The organism is Streptomyces sp. JLBG701, assembly GCF_058544905.1.
On sequence record NZ_CM178588.1, the window covers coordinates 3,640,242 to 3,662,281 of the forward strand.

General features: G+C 69.8%; 22 protein-coding genes and 1 pseudogene. 16 read left to right on the forward strand and 7 right to left on the reverse strand.

Going from position 1 to position 22,040, the window contains the following annotated elements; all coding sequences use genetic code 11:
• Positions 1–3 precede the first annotated feature (3 nt).
• From AC5DRG_RS16585 to AC5DRG_RS16600, 4 genes and pseudogenes are all read right to left on the reverse strand, one after another.
• Positions 4–2,148: a molybdopterin-containing oxidoreductase family protein gene (locus tag AC5DRG_RS16585; RefSeq protein WP_491811277.1), complete on the reverse strand. Its 2,145-nt coding sequence runs from the start codon at positions 2,146–2,148 to the stop codon at positions 4–6.
• 229 nt (positions 2,149–2,377) lie between these two features.
• Positions 2,378–2,590: pseudogene (locus AC5DRG_RS16590) on the reverse strand (substrate-binding domain-containing protein); the annotation flags it as partial.
• A gap of 149 nt (positions 2,591–2,739) precedes the next feature.
• The gene (locus AC5DRG_RS16595) at positions 2,740–2,904 is read right to left on the reverse strand and encodes a hypothetical protein (protein WP_491811278.1); all 165 of its coding nucleotides are present in this window, start codon (positions 2,902–2,904) and stop codon (positions 2,740–2,742) included.
• A gap of 341 nt (positions 2,905–3,245) precedes the next feature.
• Positions 3,246–3,908, reverse strand: a complete 663-nt coding sequence (locus tag AC5DRG_RS16600) for a hypothetical protein (protein ID WP_491811280.1) — start codon at positions 3,906–3,908, stop codon at positions 3,246–3,248.
• Positions 3,909–3,955: 47 nt separating this feature from the next.
• Between AC5DRG_RS16600 and AC5DRG_RS16605 the strand changes: the two genes are divergently transcribed.
• A complete protein-coding gene (locus AC5DRG_RS16605; protein ID WP_491811281.1) occupies positions 3,956–4,438 on the forward strand; it encodes a MarR family winged helix-turn-helix transcriptional regulator in 483 nt (160 codons plus the stop codon).
• 6 nt (positions 4,439–4,444) lie between these two features.
• Here the strand turns inward: AC5DRG_RS16605 and AC5DRG_RS16610 are convergent, their stop codons facing one another.
• Entirely contained in the window at positions 4,445–5,224 is a 780-nt protein-coding gene (locus AC5DRG_RS16610; protein WP_491811282.1) for a dioxygenase family protein, read from the reverse strand.
• Between the two features lie 38 nt (positions 5,225–5,262).
• Positions 5,263–6,210, reverse strand: coding sequence for an NADP-dependent oxidoreductase (locus AC5DRG_RS16615; protein ID WP_491811283.1), 948 nt, complete (start codon positions 6,208–6,210; stop codon positions 5,263–5,265).
• Positions 6,211–6,386: 176 nt separating this feature from the next.
• Between AC5DRG_RS16615 and AC5DRG_RS16620 the strand changes: the two genes are divergently transcribed.
• From AC5DRG_RS16620 to AC5DRG_RS16650, 7 genes are all read left to right on the forward strand, one after another.
• The gene (locus AC5DRG_RS16620) at positions 6,387–7,898 is read left to right on the forward strand and encodes an FGGY-family carbohydrate kinase (protein ID WP_491811284.1); all 1,512 of its coding nucleotides are present in this window, start codon (positions 6,387–6,389) and stop codon (positions 7,896–7,898) included.
• A gap of 164 nt (positions 7,899–8,062) precedes the next feature.
• Entirely contained in the window at positions 8,063–9,415 is a 1,353-nt protein-coding gene (locus AC5DRG_RS16625; protein ID WP_491811285.1) for an ABC transporter substrate-binding protein, read from the forward strand.
• Between the two features lie 79 nt (positions 9,416–9,494).
• The gene (locus AC5DRG_RS16630) at positions 9,495–10,454 is read left to right on the forward strand and encodes a carbohydrate ABC transporter permease (RefSeq protein WP_491811286.1); all 960 of its coding nucleotides are present in this window, start codon (positions 9,495–9,497) and stop codon (positions 10,452–10,454) included.
• Entirely contained in the window at positions 10,451–11,338 is an 888-nt protein-coding gene (locus AC5DRG_RS16635; protein WP_491811287.1) for a carbohydrate ABC transporter permease, read from the forward strand. The genes AC5DRG_RS16630 and AC5DRG_RS16635 overlap by 4 nt, the downstream gene beginning before the upstream one ends.
• A gap of 137 nt (positions 11,339–11,475) precedes the next feature.
• Positions 11,476–12,510 (forward strand): zinc-dependent alcohol dehydrogenase, encoded by a 1,035-nt coding sequence (locus AC5DRG_RS16640; RefSeq protein ID WP_491811288.1) that lies wholly within the window; start codon positions 11,476–11,478, stop codon positions 12,508–12,510.
• An 82-nt stretch (positions 12,511–12,592) separates the two neighbouring features.
• Positions 12,593–13,444: a DeoR/GlpR family DNA-binding transcription regulator gene (locus tag AC5DRG_RS16645; protein ID WP_491811289.1), complete on the forward strand. Its 852-nt coding sequence runs from the start codon at positions 12,593–12,595 to the stop codon at positions 13,442–13,444.
• Positions 13,441–14,178 carry an HAD family hydrolase gene (locus AC5DRG_RS16650; protein ID WP_491811290.1) on the forward strand — a complete coding sequence of 246 codons (738 nt, stop codon included), beginning with the start codon at positions 13,441–13,443 and terminating at the stop codon, positions 14,176–14,178. The genes AC5DRG_RS16645 and AC5DRG_RS16650 overlap by 4 nt, the downstream gene beginning before the upstream one ends.
• A 44-nt stretch (positions 14,179–14,222) precedes the next feature.
• Here the strand turns inward: AC5DRG_RS16650 and AC5DRG_RS16655 are convergent, their stop codons facing one another.
• Positions 14,223–15,260 (reverse strand): LacI family DNA-binding transcriptional regulator, encoded by a 1,038-nt coding sequence (locus tag AC5DRG_RS16655; protein ID WP_491811291.1) that lies wholly within the window; start codon positions 15,258–15,260, stop codon positions 14,223–14,225.
• Positions 15,261–15,472: 212 nt separating this feature from the next.
• On the opposite strand from AC5DRG_RS16655, the gene AC5DRG_RS16660 reads away from it, so the two are divergent.
• Genes AC5DRG_RS16660 through AC5DRG_RS16695 form a run of 8 tightly spaced genes read left to right on the forward strand, consistent with a single transcriptional unit; the run spans position 15,473 to position 22,038 of the window.
• Entirely contained in the window at positions 15,473–16,423 is a 951-nt protein-coding gene (locus tag AC5DRG_RS16660) for a dihydrodipicolinate synthase family protein (RefSeq protein ID WP_491811292.1), read from the forward strand.
• Positions 16,424–16,430: 7 nt separating this feature from the next.
• Positions 16,431–17,306, forward strand: a complete 876-nt coding sequence (locus tag AC5DRG_RS16665; RefSeq protein WP_491811293.1) for an ABC transporter substrate-binding protein — start codon at positions 16,431–16,433, stop codon at positions 17,304–17,306.
• Positions 17,307–17,325: 19 nt separating this feature from the next.
• Positions 17,326–18,054 carry an amino acid ABC transporter permease gene (locus AC5DRG_RS16670; RefSeq protein WP_491811294.1) on the forward strand — a complete coding sequence of 243 codons (729 nt, stop codon included), beginning with the start codon at positions 17,326–17,328 and terminating at the stop codon, positions 18,052–18,054.
• Entirely contained in the window at positions 18,051–18,806 is a 756-nt protein-coding gene (locus AC5DRG_RS16675) for an amino acid ABC transporter ATP-binding protein (protein WP_491811295.1), read from the forward strand. The genes AC5DRG_RS16670 and AC5DRG_RS16675 overlap by 4 nt, the downstream gene beginning before the upstream one ends.
• Positions 18,807–18,841: 35 nt before the next feature.
• Positions 18,842–19,114 carry a (2Fe-2S)-binding protein gene (locus tag AC5DRG_RS16680; protein ID WP_491811296.1) on the forward strand — a complete coding sequence of 91 codons (273 nt, stop codon included), beginning with the start codon at positions 18,842–18,844 and terminating at the stop codon, positions 19,112–19,114.
• Positions 19,107–20,486, forward strand: a complete 1,380-nt coding sequence (locus AC5DRG_RS16685) for an FAD-dependent oxidoreductase (protein WP_491811297.1) — start codon at positions 19,107–19,109, stop codon at positions 20,484–20,486. The genes AC5DRG_RS16680 and AC5DRG_RS16685 overlap by 8 nt, the downstream gene beginning before the upstream one ends.
• Positions 20,483–21,658 (forward strand): NAD(P)/FAD-dependent oxidoreductase, encoded by a 1,176-nt coding sequence (locus tag AC5DRG_RS16690; protein WP_491811298.1) that lies wholly within the window; start codon positions 20,483–20,485, stop codon positions 21,656–21,658. The genes AC5DRG_RS16685 and AC5DRG_RS16690 overlap by 4 nt, the downstream gene beginning before the upstream one ends.
• A complete protein-coding gene (locus AC5DRG_RS16695) occupies positions 21,655–22,038 on the forward strand; it encodes an allophanate hydrolase-related protein (RefSeq protein WP_491811299.1) in 384 nt (127 codons plus the stop codon). The genes AC5DRG_RS16690 and AC5DRG_RS16695 overlap by 4 nt, the downstream gene beginning before the upstream one ends.
• Positions 22,039–22,040 lie beyond the last annotated feature (2 nt).

Here is a 22,040-nt window from a genome sequence, read left to right on the forward strand (position 1 = left end):
CGGTCAGACCTTCTCAATCTGGACGAGTGTGTCGGAGAACGTGGGCGCGTTGCCCAGGTCGGCGAAGACCGTGGGATTCAGGGACGCCATCGTGGACAGCGACTTCGTGTGCATGCGCCAGCCGCCGTACGCCGACACCGCGACGCCCGCCAGGACGGACTTGTCCACCTTTGCCTTGACCACGAACGAGCCGCGGTCGTTGAACACCCGCACGTCGTCGCCGGTGGCGATGGAGCGCTCGGCGGCGTCGTCGGGATGGACGAGGACGGTGGGCTCCCCCTGCACGCGCCGGTGCAACGGCAGGTTGGCGCTGCTGGAGTTCAGGTAGGCGTGCGGCTTCGGGGTGATCAGGCTGAGCGGGTGCCGCGCGGCCAGCTCGGGGTTGGTGCGCACCGATTCGCGAGGCTGCACGTAGTGCGGCAGCGGATCGACCGGGGTGCCCGGCTGGTGGTCGTTTGAGCCCTGCCGGAACAGCGGCACCACGAAGTTCCCGACTGTCTCGGCGATGGAGGACTTGAACTCCACCTTCCCGGACGGGGTGGGGAAGTCGCCGTGCGCGTACGGGGCGTACTGGTCCGCGGGCGGCAGGTTCAGCCGCTGCCAGCCCTTCTCCTTCAGCGACTCGACGGTGATGCCCCGCATGGCGGGCGCCGACCAGTCGAACGCCTCCGCGATCATCTCGTCGTCCGTGCGCCGGAACACCGGGTCGGTGAAGCCCATCCGCGCCGCCAGCCGCCGGAACATCTCCGTGTTGGGCACCGCTTCGCCGAGGGGCTCGATCGAGCGGTGGTTGTAGGTGACGTAGAGGTGGCCCCAGGAGAACATGATGTCGTCCTGCTCCAGCTGGGTGGTGGCGGGCAGCACGATGTCGGCGAACTGGGCGGTGTCGGTCATGAACTGCTCACTGACCACGGTGAACAGGTCGTCCCGCTTGAGGCCCTCGATCAGCCTTTCCTGATCGGGGCAGACGACCACGGGGTTGGAGTTGTAGACCATCAACGCCTTGATCGGCGGGTCCAGTTCGAGGCCACCCGTGAGCGCCTGCCCCAGCAGGTACTGGTTCACGACCCGCTTACCGGGTTCGAGCATCTCCGGATGCATCATCGCGCCCCAGTTGACCGGGAACGCCCACAGCGGCAACTGCAGAATCCCGCCACCGGGGTTGCGCCACGCACCGACCAGCGCGGGCAGACAGGCCAGCGCCCGGACGGCCTGGCCACCGCCGGCATGCCGCTCCACCGCCACCCCGATACGGATCACCGACGGCTGGGCGGTGGCGTAGCCGCGGGCAAGCCGGCGGATGTCCTCGGCGGGCACCCCGGTCTCCTCGGCGGCCCACTCGGGGGTGTACTGCCGTACTCGTTCGGCGAGTTCGCCGTAGCCGACCGTGTGGTCGGCGATGTAGGCGTCGTCGGTGAGTCCCTCCTCGATGATCACGTTCATCATCGCCAGCGCGAGAGCTCCGTCGGTGCCCGGCCGGATCGGGATGTGCCAGTCGGCGGCCCTCGCGGTACGGGTCTTCACCGGGTCCACCACGACGACCGTGGCGCCCCGCTTACGGGCCTCGGCGATGAACGGCCACAGGTGAAGGTTGGTGCTCATCACGTTGCAGGCCCAGATCAGGATGAACTTCGAGTGGACCAGGCTCTCCGGATCCACCCCGGCGCAGTCGCCGATCGTCATCGTGTACGCCGTGCACGAGCCGGAGTCGCAGTAGGTGCGCTCGGTGACGGTGGCGCCGAGCTTGGCGAAGAAGGGGTCGCCGACGTTGAGCCCGTTCAGGATTCCCTGGGTGCCCAGGTAGCTGCACGGCATGACGGCCTCGGGGCCGAACTCCGCGGAGATCGCCCGGAACCGGTCCGCGATCTCGTCCAGTGCCTGGTCCCAGGTGATCCGCTCGAACCGGCCGCTGCCCTTCGGCCCCGTGCGCCGCATCGGGTACAGCACACGGTCCGGGCTGTACACCCGGTCCAGGTAGTTGTCGACCTTCACACACAGGCCACCGCTGGTATACGGATGCTCCCGGTCACCGGCCACGCTCACGGCCTTGCCGTCCGTGACGGTGATCCTCATCGCGCAGGTGTCGGGGCAGTCGTGCGGACACGCACCCCGCACCTGGACAGTGCCGGTCGCCGCTGTTGCGCTCATCTGTCTTCCCCTCGGATCGAGTCTGCCTCGATCGTCGGAGTACCGGCAGCCGGCGGGTGGGCATCAGGCGACAGGCTCTTGACCAAGCGCGACAGACCCGGGTCACGCGTCTGTGCGCCGACGGTCTGTCCCCGGGCGGCATCGCCGCGCCCGGGCCGTGTTTCCCGAGGTGTTCAGTGTCGATGCGGCGCAGCAGTTGCTCCGCGGCGAGCTCTCCGAGGTCGCGGGCGCCGTTGTCGACGACGGTGATCGGCGGGTGCCAGTACGAGAACCAGGGGGCCTCCTCGTGGCACACGAGGGAGAGCTGCTCCGGCACCCGGCCCCCGAACTGGACCAGCGCCCCGAGGGTCCCGAACGTCGCCTCGTGGTTGGCGCTGTACAGCGCGGTGGGCGTGCGCTCCGCGCCCATCACCCGCCGGGCCGCCTCCGCACCGAACGCCATGGTGTACGGCCCCCGCGCACAGGCCGGGATCGGGCTGATGTGCACCAACCCGGCCAGGCTCAACCACGGCCGCCATCTGCGCTCGGGCCTGCTGAGCCGGTTCCTGGTCTGCTGATCCCGCGGGTCCCCTTGAGGCGGCGGACGGCGCGTCAGCCCTGGGTGCCGTTCTGGTCGACGGGGTAGAGGCCGAGCCTGTCCTCGGGGTCGGCCGGGCGCACGCCTTGAACCTCACCGACGTACAGGGTGATGCGCCTCTTGTAGCGGTCGAGTGCGGTGCGGTCGCTCATGAACTCGCTGAGGCCGAGCGGGTTCATGTTCTTGTAGTCGAAGTCGCCGGTGCCTATCAGGTGGGCGGAGTCGCGGACGAACCTGGGGTTCTGGGCCAGCAGTTTCTTGACGTAGCCGAAGCCGTATGTGTCGGTGAGCTGCTTCCAGTAGTAGAGGACGGGGGTCTGGAGGTGGGCGACGTCCGCGACGACGTGATGCTCGTCGTGAGAGCTCCGCCCTCGGCCACGGCCTGCCGGTACAGCTTCTGCAACTGGGCTTCCTCACTGGTGCCCAGTACCGCTCGCGGCCAGTACGCCGAGTGTGAGGGCTCAGATCCATGCCCTGCGGGTGGACTTCACAGCAGCTCCTTGAGCGTTGGCTTGGACCCTCACTCGGCGAAGACGTACTGCTCGACGATCAGCCCCTTCTCCCGTTTCGTGAAGGTGACCGTCCGGCTGCCGAGGGCGGAGCCGTGGATCGCGCAGCTCCAGCCCGGGTACACGCCGACGATGCGCCTGAGGTCCTCGTTGTCGGGGTTGGTGAGGGTGAGCGAGGGGCGCTCGGTCGGGCGGGGTGTCTCCTCGGCGGGCAGTTCCCGCATGAAGAGGATTTCGCGGATGATCTGGCCGCCCCGCCACTGCGCCACGGTCGCCATCCGGACGCCCATGGTGGGGATGCCGCCGATGGTGGCCGTCCAGTCGCCCCGCGCCACATTGGGCTGGTGGGTGGCGACGAGGGCGTCGGGGGCCTCCACCTGGAACCGGTGCATGGCCTCGATGTGCGGCTCGACGCCCTCGGTGCGTACCCCGCCCCACTCCACGACGACATCGGCGGCGTGGAAGTGCCGCTGCATGTCCATGTCCTTGTTGTTCCAGGCGACGAAGTCCGCGACGTGGAAGTCCTTCGTGTTCTCCAGTTCCTGCTGGAACCTGCTCTCGCGTCGCCACGACGCGGGCGACGCGGCCGCCGGTGTGGCGAGTGCCGGGACGGCCAGCGCCGGGACACCGACCGCTGCGGCCCCGAGTATCCCTCTGCGGGTGAGATCTGCCATTTTTACCAACCTCCGCTGACTTGACGTTTCAAGTTATCTTTGGGTGTATGAGCGACGATGAGCCACGCTGGCTGAACACCGACGAGAGCGAGGCCTGGATGGCCCTCGCCCGGACACTCATGCGGCTCCCTGCCGCGCTGGACACACAGCTCCAGCGGGACGAGGGCATCAGCCACTTCGAGTACCAGGTGCTGGCCGGGCTCTCCATGTCGCCGGAGCGCAACCTGCGGATGAGTGAACTGGCCCTGTTCGCGGACGGGTCACTCTCCCGTCTGTCCCATGTGGTCAAGCGGCTGGAGCAGCGGGAGTGGGTCTACCGCGTCCCGGATCCGGCCGACGGGCGCTATACCCGCGCGATCCTCACCGACAAGGGCTGGGAGAAGGTCGTCGAGGCCGCACCCGGCCATGTCGCCGAGGTACGCCGCCTGGTCTTCGACCCGTTGACCAAGGCCCAGCAGAAGCAGCTGCGGGACATCGGTCGTCGTATCAACAACGCGATCACCCTTGAGGACCCCTGCCCCAACCAGTAGGACCGATCAGCCGAACTGGACCGATCGTTTCGCCATGCCGAGCCAGAAGCCTTCGATGACGCTGCGCTGGGTTGCCAGTTCGTCGAGTGCGGCGCCGAGGGTGACGAACAGGGGGGCCAGGTGGTCGCTGCGCGGATGGGCGAGCCGGCTGGACGGGGCCTTGCGCTCGAAGTCCAGCAGGGCGTCGAAGTCCTGTGCGTCCAGGACCTCGCTGCCCCAGTGGTCGAACTCGGCCAGCGCGGGGTGGACTCGGTTCTCCATGTTCATGGCTTGGAAGTTGTGGGTGAAGAATCCGCTGCCCATGATGAGCACGCCCTCGTCACGCAGCGGGGCGAGCTTGCGGCCCATGTCCATGAGTCGGCGCGGATCGAGAGTGGGCAGGGAGATCTGCAGGACCGGGATGTCGGCGTCGGGGTACATCTCCCTCAGCGGCACGTATGCGCCGTGATCCATTCCGCGGTCGGGAAAGTCCTGGGTCGGCGTGTTCGTGGTGCGCAGCAACTTGCGGACCCTGTCCGCCAGTTCCGGGGCACCGGGCGTGGGATAGGTGACCTCGTAGTAGTGCGCCGGGAAGCCGTAGAAGTCGTAGATCAACGGGACGGTGGTGGTGGCGCCGATCGCGAGCGGCGCGTCCTCCCAGTGTGCCGAGATCATCAGAATGGCCTTCGGCTTGGGCAACTCGGCGGACCACGCGGCCAGTTGGGCGGGCCAGATCGGGTCGTCGGCCAGCAGCGGGGCGCCGTGGGAGACGTAGAGCGTGGGCATTCGTTCGGCTGTGCCGGTCATCGCGGATCCTTGTGACACTGTCAACTGCGAGCGTGCGGTCAGCTGTCGAAGGTGACGACGATCTTGCCGCGGGCGGCGCCGGAGGCGATCGTGGCGAGGCCTTCGGCGGCCTGGGCGAGGGGCAGGGTGGTGGTGACGTCGACGGTCAGGGTGCCGTCGGCGACCTGTCGGGCCAGCGGGGCGATGACCTCGCGGGTGGGTGCGGCCATGACGTTGGTTCCCGTGAGGCCGAGGGCGGCCAGGGCCTGCTCGTCGGCGGCGCCGAGTGTGCTCGCGACCTTGCCGCCCTTGGTCAGCAGGTCCAGGGGCAGGGACTCGGCGGAGTAGGAAACGAGATCGATGAGGGCGTCGATGCCGTCGGGATGGGCGGCACGGACCTGGTCGGCCACGGAACCGGCCGTGTAGTCGACGACCATGGTGGCCCCGAGACCCTTGAGGCGCTCGGCGTCGTCGGCGGTCGCGGTGGCGATGACGGTGGCCCCACGGGCCGCGATGAGCTGGACCGCGTAGGAGCCGACTCCTCCGCCGGCGCCGACGACGAGAACGGTCTGCCCGGGCTGGGGGTCGATGCCGTCGACCGTGCCCAGGGCCGCGGCGCCGGACAGGGGCAGGGCGGCGGCGGTCACGAAGTCCAGCGCGGAGGGTTTGGCGGCGACCGCGGCGGCGGGCAGCACCGCGTACTCGGCGATGGTTCCGGCCTGGATGGGAGGGGCCAGCAGGATGTGTCCGAAGACCTCGTCGCCGGGCTTGACGTGGTCGACGCCCTCGCCGACCGCCTCGACCACGCCGGCGGCGTCGCGGCCGAGCACGAGCGGGTACAGGTGGGGCAGCATCTCGGCCATGGCGCCGATGGCGAGGCCGTTGTCGAGGGCGTTGAGGCCGGCGGCCTTGACCTTGACCAGGACGGTTCCCTCGGTGGCAGAGGGGACGGGCTGGTCGGAGATCTCCGGCGGCTGCCCGGCGGCGGGAACGCTGAGTGCGCGCATTTCCTGCTCCTCAAGTTGACGATTCAAGTTAAACGTAGGCTCGATAACTTGAAAGGTCAAGCGATATGACTTGAAGGATCAAGTAACGGAGACTTCTGTACCCTCGGCTGTCCGGGCGCGTCAACCTGCCCCGTGGGACGATCGACTACGACCTCGAAGCGGGGTGGGTGTGAGCGGTGGCGCGTGAACTGGTGCTCGGTGTCGACGCGGGACACACCGTGACCAAGGCCGTGCTGTTCGACGCCACCGGCCGACCGGTGGCGCGGGGCAGCGGCACGCTGCCGCTGGACACCCCTCACCCCCACTGGGTCGAGCGGGACATGGACGACGTATGGCGGACGGCGCACCAGGCCATCGCCGCCTGCCTCGCCCAGGCGGGTCCGGACGCGGGGCGGTCCGTCGCCGCGGTGGGGCTGGCCGGGCACGGCGACGGGCTGTACGCCGTCGACGGGCGGGGCCGGCCGGTACGGGCCGCGATCGTGGCGATGGACTCGCGCGCCGAACCGGTGCTGGAGGAGTGGCGGGGCACTCAAGTCTGGTCCCGCGCCCTGGAGTTGTCGGGCACGGTGCCCTTCGCGGGTTCCCCGGCCACCCTGCTGGCCTGGCTCGCCCGCCACGAGCCGGGGGTGCTGCGACAGGCCCGTTGGCTGCTGTCCTGCAAGGACTGGCTGCGTTTGAAGCTGACGGGCGCGGTCGCCACCGATCCCACGGACGCCAGCGCCTCCTTCGCCGACATGCGGCGGGGCGGCTACTCACCCGAACTGCTCGACCTCTACGGCCTCGGCGCGCTCGCCGACCTGCTACCGCCCGTCCTGGCCTGCGACGCGGTGAGCGGCACCGTCACCCCCGAGGCCGCGGCGCTCACCGGGCTCACCCCCGGCACGCCGGTCGTCACCGGCGCCCATGACGTCGACGCCGCCGCGCTCGGGATCGGCGGTACGACGCCGGGCGAACTGTGCCTGATCGCCGGGTCGTTCAGCATCAACCAGGTGGTCAGCGAACGCCCCGTCGTCGATCCGCGCTGGCAGGTCCGGCACTTCGTCCGCCCGGGACAGTGGATGACCATGTCCACCTCACCGGCGTCGGTGGCGAACCTGGAGTGGTTCCTGCGGGTCACGGGCGCACCGGCCGAGCAGCGGGACGGCATACACAAGGCGATCGGCCGCGAGGTCGAGGCGCATCTGCACGGTCCGTCGGAGGTGCTGTTCCACCCCTTCGTCTACGGCTCCCCGCACCCGCATCCCACCTCCGGGACGTTCCTCGGTCTGCGCGGCTGGCACGGCCGCGGCCATCTGCTGCGGGCCCTGATGGAGGGCGTCGTACTCAATCACCGCTGGCACGTCGACGCGCTCTGCTCGAAGCTGCCGGTCAGCGAGGCGGCGGCCCGGCTGACCGGCGGCGCCGCGCACAGCGAGGTGTGGAGCCAGATGTTCGCCGACGCCCTGCGGCGGCCGGTGGTGGTGACCGACGTGGAGCAGAGCGCCGCCCGGGGCGCGGCTCTGCTCGCCGCCACCGCCGTGGGTCTGCTCGACGACGTGACGGACCCGCGGGCCGAAGCCGCCGTGCTCAGACGCCACGAACCCCGCCCCGACCGGGTCGCCGTACTCGACGAGGCGTACGAGGTGTACCGGGAGGCGCTGGAGGCGCTCGGACCGGTCTGGGCCCGGCTGGACGCGCCGGAGGCCTGAGGCTCGTACGGCGGATCACGCTTGACGAGACGACTTAGCGATAACTTCTGAGAACTTTTCTCGCAAGATGTGTTAACAACGGCGCACTCTCCTGATAATAATTCGGCCATCGAAACGCGCCCGACCCCCCAGGGACGCATCCCGCACGAGAGGTCCCCCGTCACATGCGATCGACCAGATACGCCCTCATAGCCGGCGCCGCCGCCACCGCCCTCCTCGCCACCGCCTGTTCCGGAGCCGGAGCCGGCGGGTCCTCGGACGGGGGCAAGAGCATCAACGTCCTGATGGTCGGCAACCCGCAGATGGAGGACATCGCGAAGCTGACCAAGAGCACGTTCACGAAGGACACCGGTATCAAGGTCAACTTCACGATCCTTCCCGAGAACGAGCTGCGCGACAAAGTCACCCAGGACATCGCCACCCAGGCCGGCCAGTACGACGTGGCCACCATCGGCGCCTACGAGGTGCCGATCTGGGAGAAGAACGGCTGGCTGCACGAGCTCGGCTCCTACGCCGACAAGGACACCAGCTTCGACAAGGCCGACCTGCTCAAGCCGATGGTCCAGTCGCTAACCGGCTCGGACGGCAAGCTCTACGCCCTGCCGTTCTACGGCGAGTCCTCGATGCTCATGTACAACAAGAGCGTCATGAAGGCGAAGGGCATCACCGTGCCCGAGCACCCGACCTGGCAGCAGATCGCCGACATCGCGGCCAAGGTCGACGGCGCCGAGCCCGGCATGAAGGGCATCTGCCTGCGCGGTCTGGCCGGCTGGGGCGAGCTGGGTGCGCCGCTGACCTCCATGGTCAACACCTTCGGCGGCACCTGGTTCACCAAGGACTGGAAGGCGCAGGTCAACACCGGCGGCTTCAAGAAGGCCACCGAGTTCTACGTCAACCTCGTCAAGGAGCACGGCGAGTCCGGCGCCCCGCAGGCCGGGTTCACCGAGTGTCTGAACGCGCTGAGCCAGAAGAAGGTCGCGATGTGGTACGACGCGACCAGCGCCGCCGGATCCCTGGAGGACCCCGCCTCCAGCAAGATCGCCGGTGACGTCGGCTACGCGTACGCCCCGACCGTCGAGACGGACAGCAGCGGCTGGCTGTGGGCCTGGTCGTGGGCCATGCCGAAGACCACGAAGAACGCCGACGCCGCCTCGCAGTTCATGCTGTGGGCCTCCAGCAAGAAGTACGAGAGCCTCGTCGGCGAGAAGCTCGGCTGGTCGCGCGTCCCGGCCGGCAAGCGGGCCAGCACCTACGAGCTCCCGGAGTACAAGAAGGCCGCCGCTTCCTTCGGTGACATCACCCTGAAGTCCATCGAGGGAGCCGACCCGGCCAACCCGGGCGTCCAGCCGAGGCCGACCGTGGGCATCCAGTACGTGGCCATCCCCGAGTTCCAGGACCTGGGCACCAAGGTCACCCAGGAGATCTCCGCCGCCATCGCCGGCAAGACCAGCGTGGACAAGGCACTCGACGACGGCCAGAAGCTCGCCGAGGAAGTCGCCAAGACCTACCAGAAGTGACCTTCAGTGCCCGGCCGGCCGCGACGCCGGCCGGGCACCGCTTCCCCGACTCCGGTTGTCACCGGCAGAGGAACCATCCATGACCACGCTCACCGCACCCCCCAAGACCGCACCACCGCCCGCCCGCCACCGCATGCCCTCGGGCATCAGCAAATGGCGGCGCCGTATCCCGCTGCTGCCGGCGCTGATCTTCACCATCATCGTCACCCAACTGCCCTTCGTGGCAACGCTGGTGATCTCCACCTTCCAGTGGAACATCCTCAAGCCGGGCGACCGCCACTTCGTCGGCCTGTCCAACTTCAAGTTCGTCTTCACCGACGAGCGGCTGCGCACGGCGGTGCTCAACACCGTCGTACTCACCGCGTCGGTGGTGCTCATCAGCGTGATCCTCGGCCTCGGCCTGGCCATGCTGCTCGACCGCCGGTTCGTCGGCCGCGGCCTCGCGCGGACGATGCTCATCGCACCGTTCCTGGTCATGCCGGTCGCGGCGGCGCTGCTGTGGAAGCACGCCATCTACAACCCCGACTACGGCCTGCTCAACGGCACCCTCAACGCCGTATACAGGTTCTTCGGCGCGGAGAACGGCCCCACGGTCGACTGGATCTCGTCGTACCCGATGCCCGCCGTCGTCATCTCGCTGGTCTGGCAGTGGACCCCGTTCATGATGCTTATCCTCCTGGCCGGCCTGCAGGCGCAGCCCGGTGACGTCCTGGAGGCGGCCCGCATGGACGGGGCGTCGGCGATGGCGACTTTCCGTTTCATCACGCTTCCGCACCTGCGCCAGTACATCGAGCTGGGCGTCCTGCTCGGCACGATCTACGTCGTGCAGACCTTCGACGCGGTCTACACCATCACCCAGGGCGGCCCCGGCTCACAGACGACCAACCTGCCCTACGAGATCTACCTGACCATGTTCCGCAAGTACGAGTACGGCGAGGCGGCCGCCGCCGGTGTCGTCGTCGTCCTCGGCTCGATCGTGATCGCGACCTTCGCGCTGCGCACCATCGCGTCGCTGTTCCGCGAGGAGGTTTCCCGATGACTCACGCAACCATCGCCGCTCCCGGGTCGAGGCTCGGGAAGCTCCTGCGCCGCCGCCCCGACGACCAGGGCGGTGCGCCCAAGCTGTCGCCGCTGTGGACGTTCGTCGCCTGGCTGGCCACGCTGGCGTTCTTCGCGCCGGTGGCGTGGATGGTCCTCACCTCCTTCCACCAGGAGGCCGACGCGGCCACCAACCCGCCGACCCCCTTCGCCCCCGTCACGTTCGACCAGTACAAGCTGCTGTTCAGCCGGGACATCACCCCCTTCCTCCTCAACTCGGCCATGGCCAGCATCATCTCGACGATCCTGGTGCTCGCCCTCGCGGTACCGGCGGCGTACGCGCTGTCCATCAAGCCGGTCGAGAAGTGGACCGACGTGATGTTCTTCTTCCTGTCGACGAAGTTCCTCCCGGCCATCGCGGCCCTGCTGCCGGTGTACCTGATCGTCAAGGACGCCGGGATGCTGGACAACGTGTGGACGCTGATCGTCCTCTACACCGCCATGAACCTCCCGATCGCGGTGTGGATGATGCGCTCCTTCCTCGCCGAGGTCCCGAAAGAGATCCTGGAGGCGGCCGAGGTCGACGGCGCCAACCTGTTCACCGTGCTGTGGCGGGTCGTCGCACCCGTCGCCATGCCCGGACTCGCTGCCACCTCGCTGATCTGCTTCATCTTCAGCTGGAACGAGTTCATGTTCGCCGTGAACCTCACCGCGACCCAGGCGTCCACCGCGCCGGTGTTCCTGGTCGGGTTCATCACCAACGAGGGGCTGTTCCTTGCGCGGTTGTGCGCGGCGGCCACGTTGGTGTCGCTGCCGGTGCTGATCGCCGGGTTCGCGGCGCAGGACAAGTTGGTGCGGGGGCTGTCGTTGGGGGCGGTGAAGTGAGGGCGGGCCTCCTGGGACGGCCCGCAACGTCCGCCCGTGTGGGCAGCCCTGACCCGTTGGCCGGTATCAGTCGCAAGATCCAGCCCAGCCGCGCCACCACCGCGTGAACACCCCCCCACCGAACGGAACCCGTCACCATGACCGAGCAGATTCGCCGCGTTCTCGTCCGCTCCCTCGACGACATCACCCTTGAGGAGGTGTCCGCCCCCGTCCCCGGGGACGACGAACTCCTCATACGCACCACGGTCGTTGGCGTGTGCGGCTCCGACACGCATGCGGCGGCCGGGCACCATCCCTTCATCGACCTGCCCTACCGTCCCGGTCACGAGGCGGTCGGCGTCGTCGCCGCTGCCGGGAAGGGGGCCGAGGACTTCGCGGCCGGCGACCGGGTGATCATCGAACCCAACCTGTACTGCGGCCACTGCCCCCAGTGCCTCTCCGGCCGCTACAACATCTGCCAGGAACTGAAGGTCTTCGGCTGCCAGACGCCCGGCGCGATGACCGACCTGTTCACCATCCCGGCCGACCGCGTCCACCGTGTCCCCGAGGGCATGACCGACATCGAGGCCGCCCTCGTCGAGCCCCTGGCCACCCCGGTGCACGCCGTGGCGAAGGCCGGGGACCTCACCGGACGTACGGTCGTCGTCCTCGGCGCCGGGCCCATCGGACTGCTCGTCCTCGCCGCCGCCCGGCACGCGGGCGCCGCGAAGATCGCCGTCACCGACCTGCTGGACGCCAAGCGGGACCGCGCTCTGCGCCTCGGCGCCGACGCGGCTCTGCCCGCCGACGCCGGCGACCTGGTCGAGCAGGCGCATGCGGCGCTCGGCGGTCCGGTCGACGTGGTCTTCGACTGCGTGGCACGCGAGCGGTCCATGGCCCAGGCCATCGACCTGGTCGCCAAGGGCGGCACGGTCATCGTCGTCGGCGTGGGAGCCGCGGGGACCACCCCCGTCCGCCTCGACCTGGTCCAGGACCGGGAGATCCGCATCGAGGGAACCCTGATGTACACCGGGGACGACTACCGCATCGCGATGTCCCTGATCGCTTCGGGCGCCATCAACACGGCCGAGATCGTCACCGCCACCTATCCGCTGGAGGACGCCGCCAAGGCCTTCGCCGCATCCGTCGACCCCGAGCAGGTCAAGGTGCTGGTCACCGTGGGCGCTCCGTAGGCCCGCGCGCCGGACAGCGCCCTGCCCCCACCGGCCCGTGTGGGAAACTTCGAGACCGGAGCGACCGGGAAGGGAGGGCGCTGTGACCGCCCGTACGCGACTGTCACAGGCTGCCGTCGAGGATCGGCGCCAGGCCGTGCTGCGGTACGTCGCCGAACACGGCGAGACCCGCATCGACGACCTCGCCCGGCACTTCGACGTCAGCCTGATGACCATGCACCGGGACCTGGACGACCTCGCCGGGCGCCACCTGCTGCGCAAGGAGCGCGGGCGGGCCGTCGCCTTCCCCGCCCTCACCATGGAGACGGCCACCCGCTTCCGTGAGAACAGCGCCCTCGCGGCCAAGCACGCGCTGTGCGCGGCCGTCGCCGGTCGGATCAGGCCGGGCAGCACGGTGCTCATGGACGACTCGACGACCCTGTTCCCCCTGGTCCCGGCGCTGGCCGAGCTGGATCAGCTGCACGTCGTCACGAACTCCGTAGGCCTCGCGCAGCGCCTGGGTTCCGCGCCCGGCGTGAGCGTCACGCTGCTGGGCGGCCACTACCGGGGCGACTTCAACTCCTGCACCGGCCCCACCGTCACCCGCGCCCTGTCCCGGATCCGCGCCGACCTCGCCCTGATGTCGGCCACCGCCGTCCTGGAAGGCCGCCTCTTCCACCCCCTGAACGACTACGTCGAGGTGAAGCTGGCCATGCTCGCCTCCGCCGAACAAGCGCTGCTCCTCGCGGACCACACGAAGTTCGGCAAGACCGCCACGTATGCCTACGGCACCGTGGCCGACTACCACGCCGTCATCACCGACACTGGCATCTCCGACGCGGAACTCGCGGCCATACGCGGCCTCGGAGTCCCCGTCGAAACCGTAGAGACCATCGAGCCCGCCGAGTCGGTCGAGTCGGTCGAGTCGGTCGAATCCGAAGAGTCCTCCCCGTGATCCACACCCTGTTCGAGACACCGAGCACCTACCGCCCCAGCGACGTCGAGATGGCCGCGCCCGTGCCCCCGGTCCAGGCCGTCCTGTTCGACTTCAGCAACACCCTCTTCCAGATGATCGACCTGGAGACCTGGCTGCGCCGGGTCGGCGCCGCCGCCGGCCGCCTTGCCCTGCTGGACGAGCCCGGCGCGGTGGCCGAGATCTCCGACCAGTTGAGGGCCGCCTTCCGGCTGCCCTCCGTGGTCGCCGAGCAGGAGGGCCGGGATCTCTCCTCCGGCCGGCACCGCCGCGCCATGCAGGCCTGGTGGGAGCAGGTGGACTTCCTGCGTGGCGCGGAGGAGGAGGCCTACGGGGAGCTCACCGCCCCGGACGCGTGGATCCCCTACCCCGACACCGAGCCGGTCCTGGGCGCCCTGCGCGAACGCGGACTGCGCATCGCGATCGTCAGCGACTTCGCCTGGGACCTGCGCATCCACCTCGCCCACCACGGGCTGGACGCCTTGATCGACACGTCCGTCATCTCCTACGAGCAGGGCCGCGAAAAGCCGGACCCCCAGCTGTTCCTCAAAGCCTGCGCGGACCTCGGCGCCGACCCCCGCGCCACCCTCATGGTCGGCGACAACCCACTCCGCGACGGCGGCGCGGCCGCCTGCGGTCTACGCACCTACATCCTCCCGGCGGAACACCGCACCGGTGAGCGCGGCTTGGCGGACGTGCTGGGGCTCCTGCCCTGACAGTGATGGCCGGCGAAGACCACGGTCTCCGGAGGAACCGGCCATCACCCCGGCCGACCCGGGGCCGCCGTCGAGCTGCGTACCACCAGCCGGGAGCCGACGCGGATGAGCCGCCCGGCGCTCTCTGGACCGGGCCCGTCGTTGTCGGGCCGGCTGTCGATGCGGCGCAGCAGTTGCTCCGCGGCGAGCTCTCCGAGGTCGCGGGCGCCGTTGTCGACGACGGTGATCGGCGGGTGCCAGTACGAGAACCAGGGGGCCTCCTCGTGGCACACGAGGGAGAGCTGCTCCGGCACCCGGACCCCGAGTTGGACCAGCGCCCCGAGGGTCCCGAACGTCGCCTCGTGGTTGGCGCTGTACAGCGCGGTGGGCGGGCGCTCCGCGCCCATCACCCGCCGGGCCGCCTCCGCACCGAACGCCATGGTGTACGGCCCCCGCGCGCACAGGTCGGGATCGGGTTCGAGCCCGGCGGCGGCGAGGGCCGCGGCGAACCCGGCGTAACGGTCGCGTCCGGAGTCGATGTGCGCGGGCCCGCCGATGAAGGCGATGCGCCGGTGGCCTAGCCCGAGCAGATGCTGGACGGCCAGCTCGGCGCCCTCCCGGTCGGCGGCCATCACGGAGTCGCCGGGCACGTTCTCGGGTGTGCGCATCAGGTTGACCACCGGGATGCCGGCCGCCCCCACCTGCCGGACCATCTCGGTGTTGTCCCCGGTGCCCACGATGATCAGCCCGTCGACCCGGTGGTCGAGCAGCATGTCCAGGTAACGGGCCTCGCGCGCCGGATCCGCGTCCGTGACGCACAGCAGCACCTGGTAGCCGCGCTCGTCCAGTCGCTGCTGAAGCACCTCGGTGATGACGTGGAACGAGGCGTTGACCAGGTTGGTTATCACCAGCCCGACCAGGTTGCTGCGCCGCGTGCGCAGTCCGCTGGCGATCCGGTTCGGCCGGTACCCGAGCCGTTCCGCCGCCGACTGCACCGCCCGCTTCGTCCGGTCGCTGACCCGGCTCGACCCGCTGAGCACCCGCGAGGCCGTGCTCTTCGAGACCCCCGCCGCCTCGGCCACCTCGTCCAAGGTGACTGCCACCGGCCCACCCCCGATCCGATCTGATCCGATCATGAAATCGATCCCATACGACCCTGCTCACACGCGGAGTCGAGATCGCCATGATGGCAGATCCGGTGAAGTCAGTGGCGTAAACAATGCGTTTCACAAGCAGTTTCCAGCCAGAACGACATTGACCTCCGCCCATTTCCGCTGCCACCGTGCTGTGCAATCGATCCCACACGGAGCACAGCATGACGACTTCGAGTGCCGTCCCCTGGCGCGGCTACTGGCCCGCCGCCCCCACCCCCTTCGCCGCCGACGGCTCCCTCGACGAGGACGCCTGGCGGGCACTGCTCGCGCTGTACGCCGAACACGGCGTCCACGGGGTCCTGGTGAACGGCACGACCGGCGAGTGGTTCTCCCAGACCCCCGAGGAGCGCCACCGGGTCGCCGAGATCGCGGTCGCCGAACTCTCCGGACAGATACCGGTGGTGATCGGCTGCGGCGCGTACACCGCGGCCGAGTCCGCCCGGTACGGCGAACACGCCCGCTCGATCGGCGCGGACGGCATCCTCACCACCCCGCCGCCCTACGTCCATCCGAGCCAGGACGAGATCCACGCTTTCTACGCCTCCCTCGCCGGGGCGGTCGACCTGCCGCTCATGGTTTACAACTGGCCGCGTGGCACCGCCGTCGACATCAGCGTCGACACCCTGGCCAGGCTGGCCGAACTGGACACCGTGGTGGCCGTCAAGGACAGCTCCGGCGACGAGTTGAAGGTCGCGGACACCTGCGCCGCCCTGGCCGGGAAGGTCCAGGTCTTCGGCCGCTTCATCCACCGCCGGGGCATGGCCGTCATGGCCGAGTTCGGCGGCGCCGGAAACATCGACGGCGGCGGCCTCGGCGCGCCGTTCGCCGTCCCCTTCTACGAGGCCTACTGGGCCGGTGACCTCGACCGGGCCCGGGAATGGTCCGCACGCTACGAACGGCTTGTGAACCTGCTCGTCAACGACGACTACAGCTCACGGTTCGCCTCACCCACCTCGCAGCTCAAAGCCGCCATGCGGCTGCTCGGGCAGCCCGGAGGGCATGTACGCCCCCCACTGCTCCCCCTGGAGGACCCGTCCGCGCTGCTCGGTCTGTCCGAGTCGCTCGACGAGGCCGGGCTGCACCCCTGTTCCACCAGCACCGGAAAAAGGTGAACCGACCGTGCGCAGACTTCTCATCGCGGCCTCCTCCGCCGCCGCCCTGCTTCTGACGGTGACGGCCTGCGGCAGCGAGGACTCGTCCTCGTCGTCCGCCGCCGCGTCCCCGACCGGCTGCACGCCCAAGGTGGCCAAGTCGGACCTGGTCACGGCGGGCACGTTGACGATCTCGACCAACGCGACCCTGCCTCCCATGCAGTACCTGGACGACTCCAACAAGATCGTCGGCATGCGGGTGGACCTCGGCAACGAGATAGCCCAACTGCTCTGTCTCACCCCGAAGTTCGTCAACATCCCCTTCGACGCGCAGATCCCCGGCGTCCAGTCGGGCCGCTGGGACATGATCGACACCGGCATGTTCTACACCCCGGAGCGCGCCGAGACCATCAAGCTCGTCCCGTACGAGATCCAGGGCGTCTCCGTCTCCGTCGCCAAGGGCAACCCGAAGAAGATCACCTCCGAGGACGACCTGTCCGGCAAGACCATCGCCGTGGAGGCCCCGGGCTACGAGTTCGACACCCTCACCGCGCTGAACAAGGAACTGAAGGCCGCCGGGAAGTCGCAGATCACCATCCGCTCCTTCACGACCACCGCCGACGCCTACCAGGCACTGTCCGCGGGCCAGGTCGAGGGAGTGGCCATCGTCGAGTCGGTGACGAGCTACTACCAGAAGGACGGCCGCTTCGAGACGGCGGTCAAGGGCATGAACCCCGCCCCGCTCGCCCTCGGCTTCGGCAAGGACAAGCCCGCCGAGGCGGTCGCGGACGCGCTCAACACCCTTCGGGACAACGGCTACTTGGCCACGTTGTTCAAGAAGTACGGCGTCACGGCCTACACCGGCGACCTCAAGGTGACCACCGGCGCGATCAGCGCGAAGTAGCGATCGAAGGGCGAGAGCCATGTGGTCCTGGGATGCCTTCTTCTCCTTCCTCAGCAACCCCCAGCTCGTTCAGGGAGCCTGGACGACGATCTGGCTGACCACGGTCAGCATGGCGCTCGCCCTTCCGCTCGCCGTGCTCGTGGCGCTCGGCAGAGCGTCCCGCCTCGCACCGGTCCGGGCGGTCACGGGCTTCTACGTGTGGCTGATGCGCGGCACCCCCCTGCTGGTCCAACTGGTCATCATCTACACGGGGTTGCCCCAGCTGGGCCTGCGCCTCGGCGTGATCAGCGCGGCCCTGACCGGTCTGGTCCTCAACGAGGCGGCGTACCTCTCGGAGATCGTCCGCGCCGGGGTGCTGTCGGTCCCGCGCGGCCAGTCCGAGGCCGCCCGCGCGCTGGGCATGCCGCCCTGGAAGGTGTTCCGGGTGGTGGTCATGCCGCAGGCGCTGCGGGTGATGGTCCCGCCGCTCGGCAACAGCTTCAACGGCCTGCTCAAGACGACCACGCTCGTCTCAGTGATCTCCGTCGAAGAGCTGCTGCGCCGCACCCAGTTCGCCGTCCAGACCAACTTCCGGGTCCTGGAGGGCCTCACCGCGGCGGCCCTGTACTACCTCGCGATGACCACCCTGTGGGGCCTGGTCCAGCGGTGGCTGGAGATCCGGGTCGGCCGCGGCCACCAGACCGGGCCGAGCGCCGGCCGCCGTATCAAGAGCGCTGCCGTACCGGCCCTCGAAATGGAGACCCGATGAGCATCGAGACGGTCGTCGAAGCGCGCCAGGTCCGCAAGTCGTACGGCGACGTCGAGGTCCTCAAGGGCATCGACCTGACCGTCCGGCGGGGGGAAGTCGTCCTCGTCCTGGGCCCGTCGGGCGGCGGCAAGAGCACCTTCCTGCGCACCCTCAACCACCTGGAGACCCCCGACTCGGGCACCGTCAGCATCTGCGGCGAGCGGATCGGCTACGGCGATCGGGGCGCCCTGCGGGAACGGCGGATCGCCGTCCAACGGCGGCGTACCGGCATGGTGTTCCAGCAGTTCAACCTGTTCCCGAACATGACCGCGCAGGACAACGTGGCATCCGGCCCCGTGCACGTGAACGGCGTCTCCAAGGCCGAAGCACGCCTCGCGGCAAGCGAGTTGCTGGCGATGGTGGGCCTCGCCGACAAGACCGGCTCCTACCCCGCCCAGCTCTCCGGCGGCCAGCAGCAACGGGTGGCCATCGCCCGCGCCCTGGCCATGCGCCCGGAACTGCTGCTCTTCGACGAACCCACCTCGGCACTCGACCCGGAGATGGTCGGAGAGGTCCTCGACGTCATGATCCGGCTCCGCGAGGAGGGCATGACCATGATCGTCGTCAGCCATGAGATGGGCTTCGCCCGAGCGGCGGCCGACCGGGTGGTGTTCATCGCCGACGGCCAGGTGGTGGAGGACAAGTCCCCGGACCTCTTCTTCTCCGCACCGGAACACGAACGCACCCGCCAGTTCCTGGACCGGATCCTCTGAACCCCCCACCCCTCTTGAGCCCTGTGAGCACAGCCATGAGCACCAACCCCCCACCGGAGACAGTCACGGTGACCATCGACGGCACCGCCGGCCAGGCCTGGGCGGGCCAGTCCGTGACCGCCGTGCTGGTCGCGGCCGGTATCTGGCCGCTGCGCCGCAACCCGGTCAACGGTCAGCTGCGCGGCCCGTTCTGCGGGATGGGCGTCTGCATGGAGTGCGAGGTGACCATCAACGGCCGCCCTGGCTCCCGGAGTTGCACCGCGCACGTCACCGACGGCATGGACATCCGGACGGCGACAGATGGCTGACGTCATCGAGGAGTCGGAGGCGGACGTCGCGGTGGTCGGCGGCGGGCCCGCCGGACTGCACGCGGCGCTGGTCCTGGCCCGGGGCGGGCTGAGCGTCGTACTGCTCGACGAGTCCGACGCCCTGGGCGGCCAGTACTACAAGCGCCGGGCCGAGCAACTCGCCGCCGCCTTCGGCGACTTCCGCCCGCGCGGCACCGAACTGATCCGCCAGGTGCGGGCCGCCGGGGTCGACTGCCGCACCGGCACCCTGGTCTGGGGCGCCGAGAACGCCGGCCGCACCCTCTTCACCTCCGACGTCCACACGGGTGCCCTCGGCCGCATCAACACCCGGGCCACACTCGCCGCCACGGGCGCGTACGAACGCTCCCTGCCCTTCCCCGGCTGGACACTGCCTGGCGTGGTCACCCCCGGGTTCGCCCTGCACCTGGCCACCATGGACCGGGTTCCCGTGGGCAGCCGGGTCGTCCTGGCCGGGACCGGCCCGTTCCTGCTCCCGGTCGCCTGCGCGCTGCTTGAGGTGGGCGCCCGGATCGAGGCGCTGGTCGAGCTGAACCACCCGTACCGGCCCGGGGTTTCCTCGATCGGCGGCGCGCTGCGGCAGCCGGCGCGGCTCGCGGAGGCCGCCCGCTATCTGCTCACCCTCGCCCGGCACGGCGTGCGCGTCGAACAGGGCGCGCGCGTGGTGGAGGCATACGGAGACACCCAGGTCACCGCCGTGGACATCGCCGGCGCTGACGGCAGCGTCCGCCGAGTCGAGACCGACGCCCTGTGCGTGGGCTTCGGCTTCCGCCCCAGCACCGAACTACCCCGGCTGTTGGGCTGCCGTACCCGGGCGGATCCGACAGGCACGGAGCAACTCCCGGTCGTGGACGTGGACGGCGCGACCTCGGTGGACGGGCTGTACGTCGCCGGGGACTGCGCCGGTATCGCGGGCGTGCACGCGGCAGGCGTACGGGGAGAGCTCGCCGCCCACGCGATCCTGCGCCGCCTGACACCCGGCCGCAGGGAGCCCTCTCGGGTGGCGGCACTGCGCCGCCGGGCCCGCGCCCTGGACCGTTTCGCGGCACTGGCCGACCGCCTCTACCCGCTCCCGTCCCTGGCCGACATCCCCGACACCACCCAGGTCTGCCGCTGCGAGGGCGTCACCGCCGGAGAGGTCCGTGAGGCCGTCGACACCGGCTGGAACGACCTGCACGGCACAAAGGCCGCCACCCGCGCCGGCATGGGCCCCTGCCAGGGGCGCGAATGCGGCCACATCGTCGCGGCGTTGGCCGGGCGGGGTGAGGCGGAGTGCTTCGCGGCCCGTATGCCGATACGGCCGCTGCCCATGGCCACCACGGTCGAAGGAGTCCAAGGGCAGGAGGTCCGGTGACCCAGCCAGATGTCATCGTCATCGGCGCCGGCATCCTCGGCGCCAGTACCGCCTTCCATCTCGCCGAACGCGGTTATCGCGTAGTGGTGTTGGAGCGCGGCGCCCCCAACAGGGAAGGCTCCGGCACCACCGCGGGCAACCTCCACATCCAGGCCATCCACACCCGCCGCCCCGGTCAGGAGGTCCCGGTCGACAGCGCCCGTCTGCTGCCGCTGCAACGGCGGGCGTCGGACCACTGGGCGCAGATCGAGGAACGGCTCGGCGCCGATGTGGAGTTGCGGCGCGGCGGTGGCTTCATGGTCGCCGAAACCGCCGTACAGGAAGAGGAGTTGAGGGAGAAGCACGGGTGGGAGCGGCGGGCGGGCATCCCCACCGAGGTGCTCACCGGCGACGAGGCCCGCAAGCAGCTGCCGTTGCTGTCCGACCGTGTACGCGCCGCCAGTTGGTGCCCCCTCGACGGCTACGCCAACCCGCTGCTGATCACCCCCGCCTATCTGGCCGCCGCCCGCCGTCTCGGCGCCGAACTGCACGCCTTCACCCCGGTGACCGGCATCCAGCGGGTCGGCGATGACTACAAGGTGCTCTCGGGCGACCGGAGTTGGACCGCGCCCGTCGTCGTCAATGTGGCCGGACCGTGGATCACCGAGATCTCCGCACTCGCCGGGGTGGGGATACAGATGTCCCCGGTCGCGATCCAGATGCATGTGACCGTGCGGGTCCCGCCGGTCATGCACCACCTGGTCCAGCACATCGGCGAGGGCATGTCGGTCAAGCAGGTCAGCGCCGGCAACCTGCTGATCGGCGGCGGCTGGCCGGCCGGCGAGCTGGACATGGCGGGCCGCAGCACCGTCAGTGTGCCCAGCATGGCCGGCAACCTCGCCCAGGCCGGGCGCATCCTGCCGTTCCTCGGGGATCTGCGGCTGCTGCGCATGTGGGCCGGACCGCTGGCCGCGACCCCGGACGAGATGCCGGTGGTCGGCGAGGTCCCCGGCCACCCCGGGTTCTTCGTCGCGGGCGGCACCTACGCGTTCACCCTCGCCCCGGTGTGGGGCGACACGCTGGCCCGCCAGATCGCAGGTGAACCCCCGGCCGACCCGGTGGACGACCTGGGCCCCGGGCGCCTGCTGCACCACGTCACCATTCCCGCTCCTCGAAAGGCCCCCGCACCATGACCACTCTGAAGATGTTCGTCAACGGCCAGGCGATGTCCGGAGGCACCCTCAACCACGCCCTGAGCGACGCCCGCCTGCTCGGCCCCGCCCGCACGGCATCCACGTACCGCTTCTTCTCCGTGCGCGACGAGTTCCCCGGCCTGCACCCGGTCGCGGAGGGCGGCGCGGCGATCAACGGCGAGGTGTACGAGGTCAGTTACGAGGTGCTCCGCGAGAAGCTGCTGCCCGAGGAGCCGCCGGAGCTCGAACTGGGCGTCATCGCCCTGGCGGACGGCACGGGCTCCTTCTCGATGCGCATGCGCGCCTCCGCGCTGACGGCCCCCGGCGTCGTCGACATCACCGCCCACGGCGGCTGGCACGCCTACCTCGCCACCCTCTGACA

Coding starts and splice junctions, on each gene's coding strand:
- AC5DRG_RS16585 (WP_491811277.1), bottom strand. CDS start 2,148: ATGAGCGCAACAGCGGCGACCGGCACTGTCCAGGTGCGGGGTGCGTGT.
- AC5DRG_RS16595 (WP_491811278.1), bottom strand. CDS start 2,904: ATGAACCCGCTCGGCCTCAGCGAGTTCATGAGCGACCGCACCGCACTC.
- AC5DRG_RS16600 (WP_491811280.1), bottom strand. CDS start 3,908: ATGGCAGATCTCACCCGCAGAGGGATACTCGGGGCCGCAGCGGTCGGT.
- AC5DRG_RS16605 (WP_491811281.1), top strand. CDS start 3,956: ATGAGCGACGATGAGCCACGCTGGCTGAACACCGACGAGAGCGAGGCC.
- AC5DRG_RS16610 (WP_491811282.1), bottom strand. CDS start 5,224: ATGACCGGCACAGCCGAACGAATGCCCACGCTCTACGTCTCCCACGGC.
- AC5DRG_RS16615 (WP_491811283.1), bottom strand. CDS start 6,210: ATGCGCGCACTCAGCGTTCCCGCCGCCGGGCAGCCGCCGGAGATCTCC.
- AC5DRG_RS16625 (WP_491811285.1), top strand. CDS start 8,063: ATGCGATCGACCAGATACGCCCTCATAGCCGGCGCCGCCGCCACCGCC.
- AC5DRG_RS16630 (WP_491811286.1), top strand. CDS start 9,495: ATGACCACGCTCACCGCACCCCCCAAGACCGCACCACCGCCCGCCCGC.
- AC5DRG_RS16635 (WP_491811287.1), top strand. CDS start 10,451: ATGACTCACGCAACCATCGCCGCTCCCGGGTCGAGGCTCGGGAAGCTC.
- AC5DRG_RS16640 (WP_491811288.1), top strand. CDS start 11,476: ATGACCGAGCAGATTCGCCGCGTTCTCGTCCGCTCCCTCGACGACATC.
- AC5DRG_RS16660 (WP_491811292.1), top strand. CDS start 15,473: ATGACGACTTCGAGTGCCGTCCCCTGGCGCGGCTACTGGCCCGCCGCC.
- AC5DRG_RS16670 (WP_491811294.1), top strand. CDS start 17,326: ATGTGGTCCTGGGATGCCTTCTTCTCCTTCCTCAGCAACCCCCAGCTC.
- AC5DRG_RS16675 (WP_491811295.1), top strand. CDS start 18,051: ATGAGCATCGAGACGGTCGTCGAAGCGCGCCAGGTCCGCAAGTCGTAC.
- AC5DRG_RS16680 (WP_491811296.1), top strand. CDS start 18,842: ATGAGCACCAACCCCCCACCGGAGACAGTCACGGTGACCATCGACGGC.
- AC5DRG_RS16685 (WP_491811297.1), top strand. CDS start 19,107: ATGGCTGACGTCATCGAGGAGTCGGAGGCGGACGTCGCGGTGGTCGGC.
- AC5DRG_RS16695 (WP_491811299.1), top strand. CDS start 21,655: ATGACCACTCTGAAGATGTTCGTCAACGGCCAGGCGATGTCCGGAGGC.